Annotated in this window: 15 protein-coding genes and 1 pseudogene; 8 read left to right on the top strand and 8 right to left on the bottom strand. The window is 47.6% G+C overall.

The window, feature by feature from the left end:
• Window positions 1-3 precede the first annotated feature (3 nt).
• The 7 genes and pseudogenes from QUB16_RS08570 to tnpA form a co-directional block, all read right to left on the bottom strand.
• Window positions 4-453: a hypothetical protein gene (locus QUB16_RS08570; RefSeq protein WP_242722026.1), complete on the bottom strand. Its 450-nt coding sequence runs from the start codon at window positions 451-453 to the stop codon at window positions 4-6.
• 80 nt (window positions 454-533) lie between these two features.
• The gene (locus tag QUB16_RS08565) at window positions 534-1,736 is read right to left on the bottom strand and encodes an anhydro-N-acetylmuramic acid kinase (RefSeq protein ID WP_333315497.1); all 1,203 of its coding nucleotides are present in this window, start codon (window positions 1,734-1,736) and stop codon (window positions 534-536) included.
• 91 nt (window positions 1,737-1,827) lie between these two features.
• Complete coding sequence (locus QUB16_RS08560; protein WP_333056054.1) at window positions 1,828-2,559, bottom strand: PP2C family serine/threonine-protein phosphatase; 732 nt, start codon at window positions 2,557-2,559, stop codon at window positions 1,828-1,830.
• 415 nt (window positions 2,560-2,974) lie between these two features.
• A complete protein-coding gene (locus QUB16_RS08555) occupies window positions 2,975-4,741 on the bottom strand; it encodes an AarF/ABC1/UbiB kinase family protein (protein ID WP_333248853.1) in 1,767 nt (588 codons plus the stop codon).
• A 111-nt stretch (window positions 4,742-4,852) separates the two neighbouring features.
• Window positions 4,853-5,185, bottom strand: a complete 333-nt coding sequence (locus QUB16_RS08550; protein WP_190660406.1) for a DUF6825 family protein — start codon at window positions 5,183-5,185, stop codon at window positions 4,853-4,855.
• 886 nt (window positions 5,186-6,071) lie between these two features.
• A complete protein-coding gene (locus QUB16_RS08545) occupies window positions 6,072-7,640 on the bottom strand; it encodes a protein kinase domain-containing protein (protein ID WP_333315495.1) in 1,569 nt (522 codons plus the stop codon).
• A 465-nt stretch (window positions 7,641-8,105) separates the two neighbouring features.
• A pseudogene (gene tnpA / locus QUB16_RS08540) lies at window positions 8,106-8,497 on the bottom strand (IS200/IS605 family transposase).
• Window positions 8,498-8,564: 67 nt separating this feature from the next.
• On the opposite strand from tnpA, the gene QUB16_RS08535 reads away from it, so the two are divergent.
• The 4 genes from QUB16_RS08535 (at window position 8,565) to QUB16_RS08520 (ending at window position 14,508) form a co-directional block, all read left to right on the top strand.
• The gene (locus QUB16_RS08535; protein ID WP_333315493.1) at window positions 8,565-10,046 is read left to right on the top strand and encodes a transposase; all 1,482 of its coding nucleotides are present in this window, start codon (window positions 8,565-8,567) and stop codon (window positions 10,044-10,046) included.
• Window positions 10,047-10,367: 321 nt separating this feature from the next.
• Window positions 10,368-10,982 carry a hypothetical protein gene (locus QUB16_RS08530; protein ID WP_333042238.1) on the top strand — a complete coding sequence of 205 codons (615 nt, stop codon included), beginning with the start codon at window positions 10,368-10,370 and terminating at the stop codon, window positions 10,980-10,982.
• 491 nt (window positions 10,983-11,473) lie between these two features.
• A complete protein-coding gene (locus QUB16_RS08525; protein ID WP_333315492.1) occupies window positions 11,474-13,132 on the top strand; it encodes an ABC transporter substrate-binding protein in 1,659 nt (552 codons plus the stop codon).
• Window positions 13,133-13,497: 365 nt separating this feature from the next.
• Complete coding sequence (locus tag QUB16_RS08520) at window positions 13,498-14,508, top strand: ABC transporter permease (RefSeq protein WP_333315491.1); 1,011 nt, start codon at window positions 13,498-13,500, stop codon at window positions 14,506-14,508.
• 11 nt (window positions 14,509-14,519) lie between these two features.
• Here QUB16_RS08520 and QUB16_RS08515 read toward each other — a convergent pair whose 3' ends face one another.
• Complete coding sequence (locus QUB16_RS08515) at window positions 14,520-14,930, bottom strand: hypothetical protein (RefSeq protein ID WP_333315490.1); 411 nt, start codon at window positions 14,928-14,930, stop codon at window positions 14,520-14,522.
• Window positions 14,931-15,446: 516 nt separating this feature from the next.
• Between QUB16_RS08515 and QUB16_RS08510 the strand changes: the two genes are divergently transcribed.
• The 4 genes from QUB16_RS08510 (at window position 15,447) to QUB16_RS08495 (ending at window position 22,148) form a co-directional block, all read left to right on the top strand.
• Window positions 15,447-17,333, top strand: a complete 1,887-nt coding sequence (locus QUB16_RS08510) for an efflux RND transporter periplasmic adaptor subunit (RefSeq protein WP_333315489.1) — start codon at window positions 15,447-15,449, stop codon at window positions 17,331-17,333.
• A gap of 202 nt (window positions 17,334-17,535) precedes the next feature.
• Window positions 17,536-18,753 (top strand): ABC transporter permease, encoded by a 1,218-nt coding sequence (locus QUB16_RS08505; protein ID WP_333315488.1) that lies wholly within the window; start codon window positions 17,536-17,538, stop codon window positions 18,751-18,753.
• A gap of 115 nt (window positions 18,754-18,868) precedes the next feature.
• Window positions 18,869-20,089, top strand: coding sequence for an ABC transporter permease (locus QUB16_RS08500; RefSeq protein ID WP_333315517.1), 1,221 nt, complete (start codon window positions 18,869-18,871; stop codon window positions 20,087-20,089).
• Window positions 20,090-20,414: 325 nt separating this feature from the next.
• Window positions 20,415-22,148, top strand: a complete 1,734-nt coding sequence (locus tag QUB16_RS08495; protein WP_333315486.1) for a chemotaxis protein CheB — start codon at window positions 20,415-20,417, stop codon at window positions 22,146-22,148.
• Window positions 22,149-22,312: the final 164 nt, after the last annotated feature.

Below are 22,312 nucleotides of genomic sequence, written 5' to 3'. Positions count from 1 at the left end.
CAGTTATTCGCCCTGACGTTCGAGAGTTGCTTCCATTGTACTCGTCAAGTAATGACCAGACATGATGCCGCTAGATTGGTAGTAGCGGTTGTCATCAACCCGGTGAAGGGTATCAAAACCCGTCCGCCGCTGGCGTTCGTCTCCCAATACCCAATAACGCTGGACGATCGACTGGGGAGCAATCCAACCTTCGCCCTCGACGCGGGCGAGTTCGCTGTGTTGGAGTACAAAAGTATACTGCCGTTCATCGCTGTTGAGGTGTCCTCGGTACTGCAAAATAATCTCTTCGCGATCGCCTCCAGGAAATACGAGCTTGGTGACCATACTGAACCAATCTGTTCGGTTCCAGCTCACTAAAGTTTTGCCTTTAACCGTAATTGGCACGCCATTGCGCTCAATCCAGCTTCCTTCGAGCGTCCATTGGCCAGATTCCATTAAAAACGTGTGAGCCACAGTGCTGTTCCTATGCTTTTCCTGCTGGCTACAATGCTGGTGCAACAACGCACAGCCGTTGTCCCTCAGACTCTATGCTATCACGCCCAACTGTGCCAACAAGAGTTAATTTCTCCTAAAAGTACCGATGTCCGGGCACCAGTCACTTGAGGCAGATTGCCGGGAATGCCCCGAACCCGCCATGCGGCTAAAACCGCGAAAGCGATCGCCTCTTTAAAATCTACATTCAAGCCTGCCTCCGAAGTAGTCAACACTTGCACTGGATGCAATTGAGATTGCAATCGGCGTTTTAAGTAGAGATTGTGGCTGCCGCCCCCGCATAGTAAAACTCGATCGGGCATAGCCGGTAAAAAAGTTTGGTAACTGTGAACGATCGAGGCAACAGTCAGTTCTGTCAGAGTAGCCAGCACGTCAGCAGGACTGAGGTTGTAACCTTCGGCCTCGACCAAACACCTGTCAAAATAGTCTACACCAAATAGCTCTCGCCCCGTTGATTTCGGCGGTGCTTGGCGGAAGAACTCTGAGGCGAGCCAATCCTCGACTAAAGCTTGACAGGGAGTGCCCGATGCCGCCCAAGCTCCACCTTCGTCGATCGTCTTAGTGCCGCCTGAGAAGTGCTGTACTGCCAAATCTAACAGGGAATTCGCCGGGCCTGTATCCCACCCCGATATGCCCTCCCCAAGACTGAAAATCTCAGACTCGTCATTTTTCCCCCTTTTTCCCCTTGCCGGAAGATAGGTAACATTGCCAATTCCGCCGAGATTTTGGATGCAGAGGCTGAGGTTGGGTTCCGCCAGCAGGCAGGCATCAACTATTGACACTAAGGGTGCTCCTTGACCCCCTGCAGCAATGTCTGCCGATCGAAAGTTACTCACAGTAGTAATTCCCGTCAATTCCGCAATTAGCGGGCCCCGTCCGAGTTGCAAGCTGTAGCCCATTAACGCACCGGCGCTGTCTTTCTGGGCTTTCCCAGCAGGTCGGTGGTAGACGGTTTGACCGTGAGAGCCGATTAATTCGGCTTTATCATATTTTGCTTGAATTGTCAAGGCCGCCGTGGCAAATTCTTGGGCGATGGCATCATCTAATTGGGCTAGTTCAGCCATTGACAAAGCTGAACCACTGCAAACCGAGAGAATTTGCGATCGCAAATTAGCAGGATAAGAAAAAGTCTTGCCGGCCACCAATTGCACTTTCAAGTCTGTTTGGGAACCGACCACATCCACCAAAGCAGCATCAATGCCATCCACCGACGTGCCGCTGATCAAACCGATAACGCGGGTCATTCAATTTTAGATTTTAGATTTTAGATTTTAGATTGTTCACTTTTTCGATTTTTCGATTTTAGATGGTCGGGTGCGATCGGGCGATCGAATATTATTTGAGGTCGATCGTCACGATCACCACAGTAATATTATCGCGTCCACCTTTATCCTTAGCTGCTTGAATTAAAGCATTTGCAGCGCCCTCGCAGGCGCGAATCGACTTCAGAGGCGAAGCTATCAAAGGATCGGAAAGTTCTTCAGTCAAGCCATCGCTGCAGAGCAGCAAGCGATCCCCAGGCTGCACGTCCACCGGCAAAATATCTATCTCCCGCAAATCATCGCGGCCCAAACACTGGGACAAAACGTGACGCCAAGGATGACTGCGAGCTTGGTCAGGAGTTAGGGCCTTTCTTTTCACAGCCTGAGCCACCCAAGTCTGGTCTTCAGTAATCTGTTCCAAGCGAGATCCGTGCAGTCGGTACAAGCGAGAGTCCCCGATATTAGCGCACCAGGGTCGGCCCTCATCCCTAAACATGAGAACCACAGCCGTAGTTCCCATATCAGCACGCTCAGGGTGGTCGAGCTGATCCGTCAAAATTGCTTGATTGGCAATTAAAAAAGCCTTTTCCAACAACAGCGGAGAATCCTCTGGCCCTTCCCAATGTTCGAGCAAATAAGATTGAATCGCCTGAGTCGCAATCCGGCTGGCTTCTTGACCTCCGGCGTGTCCTCCCATTCCGTCGGCCACTATGAAAAATCGCCCGTCAGAGTCTATGTAGTACGAATCCTGATTTACGGAACGAACTAGCCCTGTGTCTGTCTTACCTGCGAAAGAGCGTTTCATAGATTGGGTGATTGGACTCATCGAACTTGAAAGCTTGATTTAATGGGGTGCAATTTTTTATGCCAAAACTTAAATCCCGAACAAACTTGAAATTCTGCCGCCCGCGATCGCGAGTTTTGGAAAAATTGCAGTTCCTTGACCTCATATTGTAGATCGATATGATGGTAATCCCGTCTTAAAATTTCGGTAAACCCAGTAAATTAAGCAGCCCCTGCAAAAAAAACAGGATTTCTACCCAAAATCAGAGGTTTAGCTGGCGAAAAACTTAGGCAGCAACCGGGTTTTTCGCCTCAAAGCGCGTAAGTGTTGTAAATTTGAGCAATCTGTGGTCTGCCAGCCAAAACTTAACATTCGATGTCAAATTTGGGCTGGCGAGAAATCTCAAACCTGAAATTTCAAATCCTAAATTGCCCCATTATGACATCCTGTCTAAACGATCGATCCGCTTGAACAAACGCATAAGAGCAAACCCTGCACCCGCAGCCAGCACGGCAACAGCGACAGCCGGCCAGACTTGATTGCTGACAAACAAAATTGTCGCCGACAAAGTAAAAGCACTCATCAGCAAAGCATAATTCGTGCCCATTTGAGCGCTGCTCATCCGGCGGAGCAAGCGTTCTGTTTCGGCCGAACGGACGCGAATCCGCAAATCTCCCTGTTCGAGTTTATCAATAGTCTCCTCAATCCGGCGGGGCAAACCCAAAGCACTCGAACTCACCTGAGCCGCCTGACGGCCGATTTCGTTAAAAATGCTGCTACTTGTATCATGGCCATTTCCATTAGTCATAAGCTGCATGGCAAAAGGTTGTGCCACCTCCATAAAGTTGAACTCGGGATCTAAACCTCTGCCCACCCCTTCGATGGTGGAAAAAGCTCGCATTACAAAAGTAAAAGTAGCTGGGAAGCGAAAAGGTTGGTTGTAGGCAATATCGTAAAGGTCGTCCGTAATCGCGCTCACAGACTGATTTTCAAAAGGCTTGTCCATGAAGTTATCCAGCATATACTGGATGCTGCGGCGCACCGGACTCATATCACCCGTAGGCACCAAAGCTCCCAAATTGATCAGAGAATCCATAATCCGCTGTCCATCCTTGGAAGCAATGCCGTAGAGCGTCTCCATCAGTCCTTCGCGGACGTTGGACTGGATTTGCCCCATCATGCCAAAATCGTAGAAAATCAGACAACCGTCAGCACTAACAGCGATGTTGCCGGGGTGTGGGTCAGCGTGGAAAAAGCCGTCGTTGAGCAACTGGCGCAAATAAGCTTTTGCCCCCAACTGAGCGATTAATTTACGATCGATACCGGCCGCTTCCAAAGCTTCGTAGTGGCTGATTTTAATCCCTGGCAGGTATTCCAAAGTCAGCACTCGCGGAGCCGCGTACCGCCAATAAACCCTCGGCACCCGCACCCAGTCACAGTTGCTAAAATTACGGCGAAAAGTATCAGCATTGCGGCCTTCATGGAGATAGTCTATTTCCAGCCACAGAATGCGACAGCATTCCTCATAAATCCCCATCCAATCTCGACCGCGGCCCCACTTAGGATGGTTTTGAAAGTAGCGGGCAATTCCTTTAAGAATTTGCAAATCGATCTCGAACAGTTTCCGCAGTCCAGGTCGCTGCACCTTGACGACCACTTCCGGGCCCGAATGCAGTTGAGCTTTGTGTACCTGACCCAGACTGGCAGCGGCCAGGGGCACCGGGTCAAAGCTGCGGTAGAGTTCTTGAACTGTCTTGCCCAAGTCTTGCTCAACAATTACCTCTAACTGCTCGTAGCTGAAAGCAGGCACTTTATCTTGCAGCTTAGAAAGTTCCTCGACAAACTCTGCGGGAAACAAATCGGCGCGGGTAGAAAATAATTGGCCGACTTTAATGAAAGTGGGGCCCAAATCCAAGAGTGTTTCTCGAACCCAGATAGCTTGAAAGCGGCGTCTGGCAACTTTCTTTTCTTCAGTCACGCCTCCCCAGTAGCTCCAATTTTTGCTGTCGAGCCAGAGGGAAGCCAGCCAGAGCAAGACAAAGGCCCAAATGTCGAAGAAGCGCCGCTTCCGGGAGTATTTTTCGCGATTCCAGCGATAAGCTTTACTTTTGTAGGATTTACTAGCAGTTTTTTGCTCATCGGCTTCGCCAGTGTGCTTGGGGGAGCGCTGGCGATTAACAGAGTCATCAAGGAGAGCAGACACTTGGGTTCCCAAATTGCTTATTTTATGTTGTTGCTTTGATTGAAAGTAGGAGCGCAGGAGCGCAAAGCAATGCGCTCACGTAGTAAATAATAGTTGTGGTCGAGTCGATCGCTAGGGCAAACTGCTGCGGTAACGCTGCAATTCCGATCGCACCAGAGCCACTTCGGCGCGCAGCTCGTCAATAGTCGCTTGCAAATCAGCGGGATGGATGTCTTGAATAGTTGTGGTGCTTGCAGTGCCAGTTCTGGTCTGCATCGCCTCATCCGAAGCTCGATTTGCCCGTTCCACAACTCGATCGGTGAACTGCCGCAGGCGTTCTCTTTGTTCTGCGTCAAATTTGCCGAGTTCAGAGAAAGCGTTGGTGGCCGCGCTTTCTAATTGCTCGTACAGTGCTTCGGCAAGTGCTCTGCCTACAAAAAAAGCATGAACTGGGGGTTTACTCATAAAAAATATTCGGTAAGTGGGAAACTCAGAGTCTTTAGACCTGAGAGGAAAACGACTCGGCGGTTTCAACCGCCTTGAATCCCCTTTCGGGGTTAGAGGGGTATGGTTGCCCCTCCAATGGAGATACAGTTGTCTCCTTCCTCCCTTGCGGGGTAATGTTCGCCTCGACCTGGTTATAAAGGCTTGTTAGACCTGCAACACTGTTTCAGTGACTTTAAAACTGTTTAATTGCAGATGACAGAGCGGAAAACTGGCGTCGCACTCAAGGAGTGTCGTGACCTGAATAACGCCTCCTCAAAAGAGGGGTCTGGTCAGAACAGCTTGTAATTTCTTACAAGCTCAGTGGCTTTAGCCCTGAGTTCCTGACAAAAAATCTCTGTGCGCTTCCGCAACAAATTATAACTTGCTTGTCCCCAATGATGCTTGCTCCCAAAGGAAGGAATTTTGGGGGAATTGACACTCGCACCCCGAGTGTCGAGGATGGGATTGTTGAGAGTTAGAACAGTCTAACGCGCCACAGCTTAGCCCAAAAGCCTCGCTTAGACTGGCTCAAATTCGAGGTTGGGGTTGCTTTGTACCAAAATGTTTGCAGCTTGGCAGTATTAATACGCGACATCACACCACCTTAGCGCCGCGCACATATTCTAACATAATTTAAATCAAAATAGAAAACATTCCTGCATTTTTTTGCGGGCATTTGGATTGCAGAGGGAATAGGAAATATTCGATAAACTCAGACGGCGACTGGTGGGATTTTCAGATTCGACGGAAGTTTTTGGAAGATAGTCGTTGGCTAGGTAGGGCCTTATTATCTCAACTACTGAGCGGATATTTGCTGACTCATAAAACCAAGTATTTGTCGCACTTTTAACCAACAAAAACCATACTAATTTGTCGCAGGTTCGGGAAAAGGCATCGTGGGATCTGCCACAGGGGGTGGTGAATCAGGTGCGATCGAACTATCTGAATTGTTGCCACTGGGACTTGGTATCGCAGGTTCAGGCGATCGCTCGATCGGCGACGCTATTACTGGCGACGGGGAGTCCGAGGGCGGCAGGGTTTCAGCGCTAGCACTCTCAGGGGCAGGGGAGGCGGGTGCGGCGGGCGGTTCTGCAGGCAGGGGCGCAACTTCCGGTACCGGTGCGGCTTCTGGTTGGGGCTCTGGCTCGATTTGGGCTTGAGGCTCTGGAATGGGGGACTCAGAAGGCTCCTCTGCGGGTTCGGGCGTCGGGGAGGACTCCGGTTCCGCTTCGGGCTCTGGGGCGGGAGTTTCCAGGTTTGGGGACTCAGAGGGTTCGGCGCTAGTTTCTGAGGGCTCGATCTGTTCGGGAATGTTGCTGGTGTCTAAGGGGGGTTTGGGACGCTTGTTGAGTTCGATCGGGTAGAGAGGGGTGCTTTCGACAGACGGCTGTCCGAACATCGGCTCTGATAAATCGCGGGATTTGAGCAAATCTTCGAGAGATGGGAAGGATTCAATTTTGGGACTATTACTGAGACTGGTGCTGTTGTAGTGCGATGCTAGGTCAAAACCCATCCAGCCTGCAATTGCAGCCGTTACGACAAACGCCATAAAAGTCAACTGCGGCGGGGGAGGTGCGGGCAATCTTAGACTTTGCTTGCCTTTTCTTTTTACTGATACTCGCTCTGTTTCTTGCAGCATGGTGAGCCAATTTTCGACTGTCTGAGGGCGGTTGTGGGGGTCGATTTCGAGTCCCTGAAGGATGGCTCGCTCGATTCCCGGGCTGAGGTTGGGCTGAAATTGCCGCAACTCAGTCAAGGGAATGCGATCGCGCAGGGGTGCTGCTACGGGCGCCACGCCGGAGAGTAAGTAGTAGAGGGTGGCTGCGATCGCGTAGATGTCAGTGGCCGGTGTACATTTACCGTCATAGAGGTATTGTTCGATCGGCGCGTACCCAGGGGAGAGCAAGTTAGTGTGGGTTTGTTTGGTGCCGGCGGTAAAGCCGCGCGCAATTCCGAAATCTATTAACATTACTACGTGAGAATCGGCTCGCCGGATAATATTTTCTGGCTTGATATCTCCGTGCAGCAATCCGCTGTGGTGAACTGTACTTACGGCTGAGGCTATTTGCCGAATATAGTGCAGGGCCTGGGCTTCTGGCAGCGGCCGATCGGTTTCAACTATTTGGGCGAGAGTTTGACCCGGAATGTAGTCCATTGCAATAAAAGACTGTCCGGCTTCTTCAAAAAAGTCGATTACTTTGACTATGTTGGAATGCTGACACCGCGACAGGCGTTGGGCTTCGGCAATAAACTGCTGCTGAAATTGGGCAGATTCTGGGTGTTGGCGCAGACTTTCGTTGAGGGTTTTGAGTACGACGGTTTGGTTTAAATGGGTGTGGATAGCTCGGTAAGTGATGCCGAACCCTCCTATCCCTAAAGTCGCGTTAATTTTGTATTTGCCCTGTTGCAGGACTGTTGCTGGCGCTAAGTTCATCTTCAGTTGATGCCGTTTCCCAAACTATGCTACCGCCTTTGGGTTATTTCGCAGAGTTAGGGGTGAGGTTCGATCGATCGGCGCCCTAGTTTGAGCTTTAGCTCTGCTATATCTTTAATCTTGGCATCCCCACGTCATTTTATCTGTAAAAGGTATTGTGAAACTTAACCCTCCGGCTTTCCCATAATAAAAATCCCGCTCTTGTGGAACGGGAAAGCCATCAGGGTGCATCTATAATATCTGACTTTAACTTATGGGGGGTACAACCCCTCAGTGCTTTAGCAAGTCTTTAAAATTAGCCGAGTTTTGTAAAGATTTAGGTTTTATGTTGACTTGTGAGCAATCTTATGATATATAAGATTGCCGCATCGCGCTCTTGAGCTTGGGGTATTGACAGAATTTGACCGCGCTCGCCCGTGCCCACCCCTTCAGGGGTTGGGATAGGCGCTGCGACTTTAGTCGCATTCAAGTATTTTGATTCTCAATATATTTTCTAACAGTTTCCTCGGAGGCGTTACCGACTGTACCGCAAAAATAGCTTGTAGTCCAAAGAGAGGGAATTTTCTTAAGATACGGATATTCGCTGCGAAGTTGGAACGAAGTAAATCCTTTGAGCCGAAACATAATTTGATCGGGAGCTAAATTAGGTGGTGCATCAACCAACAAATGTACGTGGTCTGGCATAATCTCCATTGCCACAATAGAACAACGAGCTAATTACACTTATCTGTCAGTAGTTGTTTTAAGCGTTCGGACACTGCACCAATCAACACCTTCTTGCGTCTAGCTGGAATCCAAACAAAATGGTATCTAATAAGCGTTACTGATGTAATCTTTGGTCTGTATTTATCTTGCATATCGATTGTCGTTAAGTCGTCAACATCTACAATAACCTCGTACAATAATTTAAGGAGGTGGTGCAATTTGCTTTTAAGCTTCAAATACAAACTTCGACCTAATCAGCAGCAATCCCAAAAACTAATCCAGTGGCTCGATATGTTGAGAGCGAATTACAATTGGTGCTTGCGTGACAGGATTGATGGTTGGCATCAGCAGTTTATTTGGGGTGATTATTGCGACTTGAGGACTCAGGTAGAAATAACGCCTTTGACTTGCGGTATTACTAAAGGAACCCAACTCGCCAACCCCTGGAAGGAGGGCGGCGGTAAAGCCCAAAAAGAAGGAGATAAAGATAAATCTCCTAAGCGGTCAGCATCATTAATGCAAGATGCAAATCTGCAAGAGTTAAAAGAGGCAAGACCTTGGTATCAAAGTATTGATCTTGGAGTATTGCAGTCAATTCCAGCCAGAGTTAATGAATCCTTTAATAAGTTTTTTAATGGCGCAGGGTTTCCGAAGTTTAAGCGCCGTCACGATTTCAAATCGTTGAGCTACAAACCAGGAAGAATCAAGATTAAAGGTAACAAAGTTTACCTCCCTAAAATTGGGTGGCTGCGTTTCTACAACTCTCGCGTTATCCCCGAAGGATTTGAGATTAAAACCGTAACCATCAGACAGAAAGTTGATGGATGGTATATCTCGGTCAGGATAGAAAACAAAGATATGCCAGGCTTCCCAGTAATTCCAGATAGTGAAATCAAAACTATCACTGGGTGCGATATGGGGTTAGGTAAATTGGTTTATCTCTCTGATGGCAGCGCCATTGATAATCCGCGATTTGCTACCAACAACAAAGCTAAGCGTTTGATGCGAATCAGACAGCGACGGGTTAGCCGTAAGCAAAAAGGTAGTAAGAATCGCAGTAAAGCTCAACTTAGAGTGAGCAAGCTGCACAATAAAATTCAACAGCGTCGCGAATCTTACCAGTGGGATGTAGCTAATCGGATTATTAAAAGATCCGATGCAGTTGTAGTTGAAGATTTACAGATACAAAACATGATGAAGCGGTGCAAACCTGTTAAATCTGAATCTGGTAGATTTCTCCCCAACGGTCAATCGGCTAAACGTGGTTTAAATAGTTCTATCGCTGATGCGAGTTGGTATGCGTTAACTCAAAAACTTGAATATCTGGCTGTGAAGTCAGGCAAGAAGCTGTACCGAGTTAACCCAAGGCATACCAGTCAAACTTGTAGCAAGTGTAAGCATATTGATAAAGATAGCCGCAATGGTGAAAAGTTTATCTGTACCAATTGTGGGCATATTGATGATGCAAATTTGCAAGCTGCAAGGAATGTGAAAGTTAAGGCGATAGAAACCTACAAGTTGAATATTGTCAAAAAGATTAAATCGAAAATGGTACGGCGGGACTCGTCGAAACCAGTACAGTTGAATCTCTTTGAGGTTGAATTGTACGAACGCTCGTCAGTTAACACGCTGCCTTTAAAAGGCAAACGGCGTGTGGGCGAGAACTCACAGGGCAAGCAATTGTCTCTTTGGGATATTTAGAGCGAAATCTCTAAAGAATCCCATCCCCTTTAGGGGTGGGAGTGTCAAAAAGAGGCATCGTATCGGGCTTAATCTTGAGACTGCACATGGCTCAAACCTTGTAAATAAAAAGGCTGTAAGCATTCTCCCGACATTTGTAGCCCATAGCCATCAATGCTTCAATCGCTGTTCGCGTTACACAGCAAGGCCTGGAGGCAAGCTCAAGTTCTCCGAAGGGGGGAACTTGAGCTTAAGTTGTCACAAATGGGGTCTTCCTAGTAACGAGAAGCGATCGATTAGCAATTAGCAGCAATTAGTAATTACTTATTCTTTGGTTTGAAAATGTCTGTTAAACAATCACATTACGAGACTTTACTAGCAGAGTACAGCGAATCTTCTGCCGCGATCGCCCTGCTGAAAAAATATCGGGTTTACATGGAAATGATTCCGAGTATCCGCCGCGCCCATGAGAGTTTAATCACAATTCCTTTGCCAATTGCGCGCTTGCGGGACGGGGTTTCTTATGCGGGAAGCAGCGGCACTAGCATATCGCCCGGACAGGCAGTCTGTTTGCCCTGCGATTTGGCGATTTTGATGTGCGATCCTGAATGGAAAGTTAAAATTGGAGTGGAAATTTTGATTTTCATTCATCGTCCGGGCGAAGAGTTTTCTGAGTTGCTCGGCCGCTGGCGGCAGTCTCAAGTTTGGCTGGATAAAGGTTACGAATGGGTGATGCCGCAGCGCTACAGACATATTTACAGCGATGAAGCTGAGGCTGTTCATCCGCTATTTGTTTTGTTTGAGGAAACGCCGGAACTGATTCAACGGGGTTTGATGGCGGCTGGTTTGCCGTTTGTGGTGGAAAGTTTCGAGTCTGGGAGTGAGGAAGTAGAGGAGGAAGAGTTTCTGGGTAGCGGGGAACTGGGAAGTATTGGTGAAGAGAGTTTTGATTTGTAGGATGGGTGCGATCGCCTATAGCCATCGTATTCCTTGAAGTAAAGTAGATTTTTTTTACAAACCGCAGAGGGCGCAGAGGGCGCAGAGAAAGAGAAAAGAGAGAAATATTGATGTTTTTGAATCCCGAATCGGGTTGTTATATGCAGATATTCAAAGATATTTTGGGTGTGGAAAGGAATGTTTATGCTCCCCCCAGATTCATGGAGTAAATCTAAAATCTACAATCTAAAATCGAATGACCCATCTAGCGGGGCCGGAAATGTTAGCTCTCATGCTGGCTGCGTCGCCTAATGTAAAGGTGTGGCTTGATATTTTTACCTCCAGCATGATATCATCAGGCTGCTCTATTTGGTTTGTTAATTTAGATGGGTTGTTAATAGAGAATTTACTACATGAACCGCAGAGAACGCAGAGACCACAGAGGGGAGAGAAAGAGCAAATTAGAATTTATTGATATGAGTATAATTTTATATTAAACCGGAGCTATTGAAATGAGATTGTTAAAACCCTGGCGTTTAGTTTTATTAAGTATAGTTTTTGGGATGGCTGTAATTTTATCAAATTGCGGCACTCCTTCAAACACGGTTAGCAATAATTCTCCAACGGGGCCAACTCCTGCGGCGGTTCCGGCTGGGGCTTTAGTGTACGGTGCGGGTGGGCCGCCGATAAATCTGGAACCGGGAAATATTACTGATGGCAATTCGGTGATTGTTATCGACCAAATTTACAATCGCTTGACTGATTTCAAACCGGGAACTGTGGAACTTGAGCCGAGTCTCGCTACTGAATGGTCAAGTTCTAAAGATGGTAAAACTTGGACTTTTAAGTTGCGTTCCGGGGTAAAGTTTCACGACGGTACGGATTTTGACGCGGAAGCTGTTAAGTTTAATGTGGATCGCTGGTGGGATGCGAAAAATCCTAACGGTTTTCGAGAAGCGGGCAAGAATTATCCGATTTGGAAAAATCTTTTTGGCGGGTTTAAGGGAGAAAAAGATTCTTTAGTAAAAGATGTGGCAGTTGTTGATAAGTCTACAATTAAATTTGTTTTGAATCGACCTTTTGCGGCTTTTCCGTCGGCGATAGGTTCCGCTTATTTCGGGATGGCGAGTCCGGCGGCGGTGAAAAAAGCGGGTGCTAAGTACGGCACTCCGGGGTCGCTGGCGGTGGGTACGGGGCCTTTTGTGTTTCGGGAATGGCGATCGGGCGATCGCATTGTTTTGGAGAAAAATCCGAATTATTGGAAAACTGGCACGCCAAAAGTCAATCAATTGGTAATTCGTTTTGTTGACGATCCGGCGGCGAGACTGGCTCAGTTGCGTTCGGGACAACTTGATTTTACTGTGGATTTAACGCCGGATCAACTGCAAGAAGTTCAAGGAGATCCTAATTTAGAAGCTGTTGTGCGACCTTCTTTTAATGTCGGTTATTTAGCCTTAAATCCGAGTTACGCACCTTTGTCAAAACCGGAAGTCAGGCGGGCGATCGCCCAAACGATTAACAAGCCAGCAATAGTCAAAGCTTTCTGGGGAGAACTCGGAAAATATGATTCGCAATTTATCCCGCCTGCGCTGAATTGGGCGGCGTCCGATCGAGTTAAAGATTATGAATTTAACCCGCAGCAAGCTAAAGCAATGCTGGCGAAAGCCGGTTATCCGAACGGTTTTGATTTGGATTTGTGGTATATGCCCGTCAGTCGTCCCTATTTTCCCACGCCGAAGCCGATCGCTGAGGCTTTTGCGGCGGATTTGAGCGCGATCGGGATTCGGGTAAAATTGCTGACAAAGGATTGGTCTGCTTATTTAGCCGATCGGCTCAAACCTCCCGGCTTTCAAGCTTTTATGTTGGGTTGGACTGGAGATTATGGCGATCCAGACAATTTTTATTATCCTCACTTCGGGCCGGGTTCGACGGCGGATTTGGGAAATTGGAAAAATCCGAAAGTTCTGGAACTTTTGGATGGGGGGAGGGCGAGTGGCGATAAAGCAGCTAGGGCGAAAATTTATGCGGAAGTTAGCGAGATTTTGCATGGGGAAGCTGTGCGTTTGCCGATCGTACATTCGCAGCCGCTTTTAGGGAAACGCAAGAATATTCAAGGTTGGATTCCGAGTCCTTTGGGGTCTGAGTCTTTTGAGGATGTTAGTAAGTCTTGAAAACGGCGGGTTTTACCTGCATATATTGGTGTAGGGGCGGGTTTTACGAGAAATATATGAAATAATTTAGTAGATTCATAAACCCGCCCTCTTCTCTTCGCGGTTCCCTAAGAAAAGGCGGGTTTATCCATATCCTTCGTTACTACAAATATTTTTCGTAAAATCCGGCTGTACCAACCATATAGGAGCGCGAATTAAATAACTTACAATTTTAATTGTTATTGTGGGATGGGCGTCCCGCCCGTCCCAAAAGGACGGGCGGGACGCCCATCCCACTTTCAAGAGTGGAAGTTATTTAATTCTCATTCCATAACAATATGTAAAAATGCAGCAAAATCCGAGCCAATAGCATCTCTCTTAAAAAAATGATTAATTACATTATTAAACGTTTGCTAGGACTATTACCAGTCCTTTTCGGAATCACTCTGCTAGTATTTATATTTTTGCATTTGATACCAGGAGACCCAGCTACAGTGCTTTTGGGAGAACGGGGAACTCCCGAACAGGTAGAAATATTGAGAGCAAAATTAGGTCTAAATCAGCCTTTGCCTTTGCAATATTTGGCATTTTTATGGAGTTTGCTGCGCTTGGATTTGGGAAATAGTATTATTAGCGGTATTCCGATAATTGATGAAATTACAAGTCGCTGGCCTGCTACTTTTGAACTGTCTGTGGTGGCGATGTTGGTGGCACTGGTTATCGGAATTCCGGCGGGAATTTTGGCTGCTGTTAGGAAAAATAGCTGGCTGGACAATCTCGCGATGAGTGGTTCGTTAATTGGGGTATCTTTACCAGTGTATTGGTTGGGATTGATGTTGATTTATTTGTTTGCTGTTTATCTGAAATGGCTGCCTCCTAGCGGGCGGATTAGTGTAGATTTGGGGTTGGGTTTTAAGTCGATTACGGGTGTTTATGTTTTGGATTCTTTGATGAGATGGGATTTGGCGGCTTTGCGGGATGCGATCGCCCATTTAATCCTCCCAGCTTTGACTTTAGGAACTATTCCTCTGGCTATTATAGCTCGCATCACTCGTTCTGCGATGCTGGAAGTGCTTTCTCAAGATTACATCCGCACTGCGAGGGCGAAGGGATTGCCGGAATATTGGGTGATTTTGAAACACGCTTTGAAAAATGCGTTTTTGCCGATCGTCACAACTATAGGTTTGCAGTTCGGCACTCTTTTAGGCGGCGCTATTCTGACTGAAACGATTTTTTCGTGGCCGGGAATTGGTTCTTGGATTTATACGGGTATTCTGACGCGGGATTACCCAATTGTCCAAGGAGGAGTAATTTTTGTGGCTGTAACTTTTGTACTGATTAATCTGGCGGTTGATATTTCCTATGCTTTTTTCGATCCGAGAATTCAGTACCGTTAATGAAAAGGAAATTAGACACGAAATGCTTGTTTGACATCCGGCCGCAGCAGGTAGTAAATGCTAGCCGCTGCAAAAGCCAGAGTTAAAAAATTGACTGCTGTACCGCCGCTGCCAAACATTTTGAAAATTTGCGCGAGGGTGGCGATGATATGGACAATTAACGTTCCCGTCCAAGCCCAATTTTTGAGTTGAAACAAACCCCAAGTTAAGAGTAAGGAGAGGAGACCTAAAATAAAACTGATTCCCGCAAAAATGGCAATGAAGCCGCCGATTACAGTGCCCACTTTTGCCCCGCCGACAGCCGCACCGATGCCGCCAAAAATGCCGGCAAAAAGTAAGATGAACAAGCCGTCAAGCAGACTGAAGACGCCGCTAATTAGCTGCAAAATTGCCAAAACTGTAACGCTTTGAGGACGATTCATTGTTTTGATTTTCCATTTTTAACGGATTTGAAAAATATTTTAACCTGTTGTGGGCACAGGGCTGATATGGATTCAGGGTTTACGCACCGCTACCCGTGAAACCGGGTTTATGAGAATAAGTGTGTCCATACTCTGTCGTTGCGAGATTCGCACTGGCAGATCCCGCAGCGATGGGCTCGCGAGTCCGCAATGACCGAGTTTAGTCGATCGCCCGCTGCCAGATCCGCCTTTGTTGCTGCTGAGGATCGCGCTTCTCGATCCCATCAATGATATTATTTATTAAAATATATTTTTATTTGCCCGCAGCCGGGAGCCATTTTGTTTAGATCCACCTCTTTTGGCTGAAAAAACTTAACATTATTTAATAAATTGCAAAGATTAGCTATAATTGTTTACAGGTGCGGGTTGGGGAACTTTTTTGAAATCACCCGATCGGATGAGTCTGAAAGACGATGCCAAGCATCAGCAAAAATTTTACCTTTAAGGTAATCCTGAGATTAAATTAGGTGAGTCGGTATGATCGTTAGCCCTAAAAAGGAAACTGCTCAGGTCAAGGTGGAAGATACTCAGACTGTAGATACCAATCAGACTGTAGACACCAAGGCCGCAGAGACCAAAATTGCAGATAAAAAAACCGCCCAAAAGCAGTCTCCGAAGAAACCCGCGCGCAAACCGCAGCGGTGGGCGATTGGGTTGGTTGCAGCCGGGTTGCTAGCTGTACCGACCACTATATATATAGCAAAAAGTCGATCGCAGCCGAAAGTAGATGCGATCGCCACTATGACAGTGCCCGTGGAAGCGCAAAACCTCACGGTGCGGATCACGTCGAGCGGCACGGTGCAGCCCGTACAGCGCGTGAATCTCAGCCCCAAAGGCTCCGGCCGGATCGCAGAATTATTTGTCGAACAGGGCGATAAAGTGGAAGCAGGACAGATTATTGCCCGCATGGAAAGCCGCGACGTAGAAGCTCAACTAGCTCAAGCTAAAGCCCGCGAAGCCAGCGTGCGAGCAAAACTCGCCAAAATCGAAGCAGGAAATCGATCGGAAGACATCGCCAGCGCCAGAGCGCGCTTAGAGCAAGCCGAAGCCAGTCTGGCGCAAGCCCAAGCCGGCAGCCGCGTAGAAGAAGTTGCAGGAGCCAGAGCCCGCTTGCAGCAAACTCAAGCAGGGTTGCAGCGACTGCGAGCCGGCAGCCGCGTTGAAGAAGTCAGCCAAGGGCGAGCTCGTTTAGCCCAAGCTCAAGCTCGTTTAGCAGATGCTCAAACCGGCAGTGTCAGACAAGAAATTGCCCAAGCACAAACGCAAATTGACTCAAGTAAAGCCCAAGCTGAACTAACCGCTCAACGGGTGGAACGCAATCGGCCGCTAGTGGAAGAAGGTGCTCTGGCTAAAGATAAACTCGATGAATTAATTAAAGAAAATCGCACTGCCCAAGCTAAATTAATAGAATCTCAAAAACGCCTGCAACAACTGCAAGAAAGTCGGGAGTCCCAAATTCAGCAACTGCAAGCTGCTGTCCAAGTCGAGCAGCAAGCATTGAACCAATTGCAAAACGGCACGCGATCGGAAGAAATTGCCAAAGGCGAAGCAGAAGTTGCCGAAGCTAGAAGCAAATTAGCGCAGCTAGAAAACGGCAACCGTCCAGAAGAAATCGCCAAAGCCGAAGCAGCAGTTGCTGAAGCCAAAAGTCAATTGGCCGCACAAGAAAACGGTTCTCGCCCGGAAGAAATAGCTCAAGCTCAAGCTGAATTAGAGGAAGCTCAAGCTCAAGTCCGCTTTCAAGAAGTGCAGTTAGAAGATACGAAAGTTCGCGCTCCTTTTGCTGGAATTATTACCCAAAGATACGCCATTCAAGGAGCTTTTGTAACTCCGGCCACTTCGGCATCGGAAGCTACTTCGGCAACTTCGACATCGATTGTCGCTCTAGCTAGAGATGTGGAGGTTTTGGCGAAAGTCCCGGAGGCAGATATTAGTCAAATTAAACCTGGTCAAGTCGTTGAAATAGTGGCTGACGCTTATCCAGATAAAGTGTTTAAAGGCCGCGTTAAGTTAATTGCACCGGAAGCTGTTAAGGAACGAGATGTAACGCTATTTCAAGTGCGAGTTGCCATTGATACGGGCAAGGATTTCTTGCAATCGGGGATGAATGTAGATTTGAGATTTGTTGGTGAAAAGTTGAGCAATGCTTTAGTTGTGCCGACGGTGGCAATTGTGACTAATAAAGGTCAAACGGGTGTGCTGGTTCCTGATGAGAAACAACAGCCGAAGTTTAAGCCTGTTACGGTTGGATCGACTATTGGCAACAAGATTCAGATTTTGGAGGGTGCAAAAGCGGGCGATCGCGTTTTTACCGAACTTCCTCAAGGTAAAAAGCTGGAGGATATTATCAAGAATCAGAAATAGGGCATGGGGCATAGGGCATGGGGCATGGGGCATGGGGCATTATTTATCTCGATCGCTCTACAAGAGGGCGGGCACGGGGGCACCGCCCCTACAAGGGGAGGAAAACAAGAGTTTTGTAGGGGTAGTGCCCCCGTGCCTACCCGCCTTATCAATTACCAATCCCCTAATCTAAAATCTAAAATCTAAAATCTAAAATCGAATTATGGATATTGTTGAAAGCGTCAAAATGGCTGTCACAACTTTGATGGCCAACAAGCTTCGCAGCACCTTGACGATGTTAGGAATTATCATCGGCAATGCTTCTGTCATTTCGATGATCGGTATCGGCGAAGGAGCTCAAACATTTATCGAGGGACAAGTTAACTCTCTGGGTTCAAACTTGCTATTTATTATTCCCGGAAGTCCTGAAGCACAAAGCCGCCCGGTGATTCCGCCCCAGACTTTAGTAGTGGAAGATGCAGAGGCGATCGCATCTCAAGTTGCTTCTGTCGAAGAAGTCGCACCAACTCTCAATGATAGTCAACTCGTTACCTACCGCAACAAAAATGTCTCATCTTCCATTGTCGGAACTACCCCAGAGTTTTTGACAGTCAGAAGCTTTGATGTTGCCCAAGGTCGATTTTTAAACAAATTAGATTTAGAAAGACAAGAAAATGTGGTTGCTTTAGGTTCAGAAGCAGCCGAACAATTGTTTGGTAATACACAGCCAATTGGTCAATATATTCGCATCAAAAACTCGACTTTTCAAGTGATTGGTGTCATGCAGGCGAAAGGCTCAAGTTTTGGCGACAATCAAGATATGAATGTTTATTTGCCGCTGACAACAATGGCAAATCGAATTGTTGGTCGCTCGTCCCCCTACGGTACAAAAGTAACATTTATTTCGGTTTCTATCAAAGATGAAAGTATGATGCAAGCAGCCCAATTTCAAATAGAAAATCTGCTCAGATTGCGTCATAAAATCACTAAAGAGGATGATTTTACTGTTCGCAACCAGAAAGATTTAATGAATACTTTGGGCAGTATTACTGGTGCTTTGACGTTGATGTTGGCTTTCGTGGCGGCAATTTCGCTGTTTGTGGGCGGCATCGGGATTATGAATATCATGCTGGTTTCTGTTACCGAACGCACGAAGGAAATTGGATTGAGAAAGGCGATCGGAGCTTCTCAGCAAGATATCCTGATTCAGTTTATGATAGAGTCTGTGATTTTGTCAGCGGCAGGCGGGGCGATCGGCACTGGATTCGGTATCGGCGGCGTGCTTTTAGTCGCTGCTTTTACTCCCCTGCAAGCTAGTGTTTCCCCAATGGCGATCGCACTTGCAGTCGGTGTTTCGGGCAGTATCGGCTTATTTTTCGGCATTGTACCCGCAAAACAAGCTGCTAAACTCGACCCGATCGTCGCATTGAGAAGTGCTTAAGAAGTCATTAGTTATTAGTCATTAGTCATTAGTCATTAGTCATTGGTTATTTGTTGGTTTCAATTACCAATTCCCGATGCCCGATGCCCAATTCCCCATTCCCAATTCCCAAATTATGAATTTTATTGAAAGCGTCAAAATGGCTGGTCAAACACTACTAGCCAACAAAACTCGCAGCAGTTTAACAATGATTGGCATGATTGTCGGCAATGCCTCAGTAATTGCCATGATTGGAATTGGAGAAGGAGCTCAAAAATTTGTAGCAGGACAAGTTCAATCCCTGGGTACAAACGTATTAATCGTGAGGCCTGGAGTTCCCAACGCTAGGCGAAGTACCATCTCAAGTGCGCCTCAAACTCTCGTATTGCCAGACGCAAAGGCGATCGCAACTCAAGTCCCCTCCGTTCAAGGCGTGTCAGCAGAACTTAACAGTTCTGAAATAGTTCGCTACAGCAACAAAAATGTTTCGTCTCTAATTTTCGGCACAATTCCAGAGTTTCTAGAAGTTAGAAGCTTTGAAATGGCAAAAGGGCGGTTTTTGACCGAACTTGATGTTAAGCAAAGTAACCAAGTTGTAGTGCTCGGTTCAGAATTGGCCGAGAAACTTTTTGGCAATACAAATCCCTTGGGCGAACAAGTGCGGATCAAAAATGTCAGCGTCAAAGTAATTGGAGTATTGGCGCCCAAAGGCACATCTTTTGGTACGAATTTTGATAATTCCGCCACTGTGCCGATCACCACAATGGCCAATCGCATAGTTGGGCGCAAATCTCCCTACGGTTTGGCTGTCACGTCGATATTTATTTCGATTAAAGATGAATCGCAAATGGACGCGGCGCAATTTCAGGTAGAAAACCTGCTGAGATTGCGGCACAAAATTACTACCGAAGATGATTTTACTGTCAGAAATCAGAAAGATTTAATGGCAAGAATGGGGGCAATTTCCGGCGCTTTGACTCTGATGTTAACTGCTGTTGCCAGCATTTCCCTATTAGTCGGCGGCATTGGGATTATGAACATTATGCTTGTGTCGGTTAGCGAACGCACTCAGGAAATCGGGCTCAGAAAGGCGATCGGCGCATCTCAACAAGATATCTTGTTTCAATTTATTGTCGAAGCTGTGATTTTATCCGCTGCCGGAGGGATAGTCGGTACTTGCGTAGGTGTCGGCGGTATCTTGCTTGTAGGTAATTTCACGCCCTTGCAAGCTGGTATTTCGCCCGTGGCGATCGCCCTGGCTGTCAGTGTATCCGGTGCAGTAGGCCTCTTCTTCGGTGTTGTCCCCGCCCGCCACGCCGCCAAACTCGACCCGATCGCAGCTTTGAGGAGTGCTTAATAAATATCTACTTACTCAGTGACACAATCCGCGCCTTTGATGCTGGTAAAAATTATCTTGCTCTAAATATTAAAAAAAACAGTCTTTTTGTAAAAGTTTAACAAAGTTGTAGTACCTGATGCAGTTTTTAAAACTGTATTTTTACGCACATTCAGAGCAGAAAACTTCATAAAAAGTCGGTTAAATATTAAAGATTCAATAAAGCTGTGTTGTGGTGTTTACTTCCCCGCCACAAAGTTTAATATTAAGTCAAGGGTAAACACACCTAAGCATCTACCTAAAGTACCAACCTTTGCACCTTAATCAAAATATCCAATAAATAAACATGGCATCTCTGACCCCTAGTCCTCAATTTGACTATCTCGAAGGAACCACCCAACCAGACAGATTTAACGCCTTGGAGGGCAACGACATAATTTATGCCAACAGCGGAGACGACTCTCTCGAAGGCGGTGCAGGTAAAGACAAAATCTGCGGCGACCTAGGCAACGATACGATTGTTGGCGGTGCGGACGACGACATCCTCTGGGGAGGCAAAGGCAGCGACCTAATTGGTGGCGATTCCGGCAACGATCTCATCTACGCGGGCGCCGGTAGCGATACCGTGAGCGGCGGCACAGGCGATGATATATTTGCCATTGCTAAAGGCAGCGGTGGCCCAACTGTAGCCACAGCCGACTACATCGCCGACTTCGGCAACGGCAATGACCAAATTCGATTGCTAAACGGTCTCACCTTTGAAGATTTAAACATCCAGCAAGGCACCGGCGCCAACAGCAACAGTACCGTAATTCAAGACAAAATTACGGGCGAGTATTTAGCAGTATTGCCGGGAGTCAACAGCAACACAATCAACCGCGACCAATTCACAAATCAGCTATCGGGAAACCCTGTCATTGAGTGGAACGGAGTCCTGCTGAATGCAGTGCGGACAGCCAGTACCGCGCCTCCCCTCGCCTCCCGCAACATGGCAATGGTTCACGCAGCCATTTACGATGCTGTTAACTCGATAAGCAAAAAATACACCCCTTACCTCGTGGAAATAGACCCACCCGCAGGTACATCAGCAGAAGCTGCCACAGCCGCAGCCGCCCACGGCGTCTTAGTCAAAGTCTACCCAGCGCAAGCAGCCACATTCAACGAAGTATACGCATCGTCTCTAGCTAAAATTCCCGAAGGCAAAGCCAAACAAGACGGGATTGCCCTCGGACAGCAAGTTGCCGACCAAATTATCAGTTCGCGGAGTACAGACGGCATCACGAAAGTAGTGCAGTACACCCCCTCAACCGACCCCGGCAGTTGGGTGCCGACTCCCCCCGCCCTTGCCGCGGCGCTGGGGCCACAGTGGGGCCAAGTTACTCCCTTTGCCATGACTAGCGGTTCTCAGTTCCGCCCGCCCGGCCCGCCCGCCCTTGAGGGCGCTAAGTACGCAGAGGAACTTAACTACGTCAAAGAAATCGGCAAAAGTGACAGCCTCACGCGCACCCCAGACCAAACAATCATCGCCAAATTCTGGGCCAACGGTGCTGGGACGTTTACGCCTCCGGGCCACTGGAACCAAATCGCCGAAGAAACAGCGACTCTCACCGGCCAATCCTTAGAAGATAGCGCCCGCTTGTTCGCCCTGCTGAATATTGCTCTGGCCGATGCAGCTATTAGCTGCTGGGATGCCAAGTACCAGTACAATTTATGGCGGCCGGTGACAGCTATCCGCCAAGCTGATACGGACAACAATCCCAACACGACAGCCGACCCCCTGTGGACGCCGCTGCTAACTACTCCGCCGTTCCCTGAGTACACGTCGGGCCACAGCACCTTTAGCGGTGCTGCTGATCCTGTTATGAGTTCTGTATTTGGTTCGGATTACGGCTTTGCCGATCGGGGAGACAGAACTGTCAACACCTTGCGAACCTATCAAAACTTCAGCGAAGCGGCCGACGAATCGGGCATGAGTCGCATTTACGGAGGCATTCATTTCATGAGTGCTAACATAGATGGTTTGAGTGCGGGTAGAAATCTGGGTAACTATGTTGTTCAGAATTTCGGCTTAAAAGCCTAGGAAAGTTGGGGCGGGTTTACGAGATTATTGGTTTGAGCTGACATCTTTCACCATTTTCAAGAACGGGCTCTCCGGCCCGTTCCACAAAACTCAATTTTATTGTGGAATGGGCCGGAGAGCCCGTTCCGCAAGATGCCTGTTCCACAAGAAATCAACTCTTTGTG

Origin of the sequence: Microcoleus sp. D3_18a_C4 (assembly GCF_036702415.1) — a bacterium.
Lineage (GTDB): Bacteria > Cyanobacteriota > Cyanobacteriia > Cyanobacteriales > Microcoleaceae > Microcoleus.
Note: the sequence above shows the minus strand (reverse complement) of the source record. Positions and strands in the feature narration are given on the sequence as shown.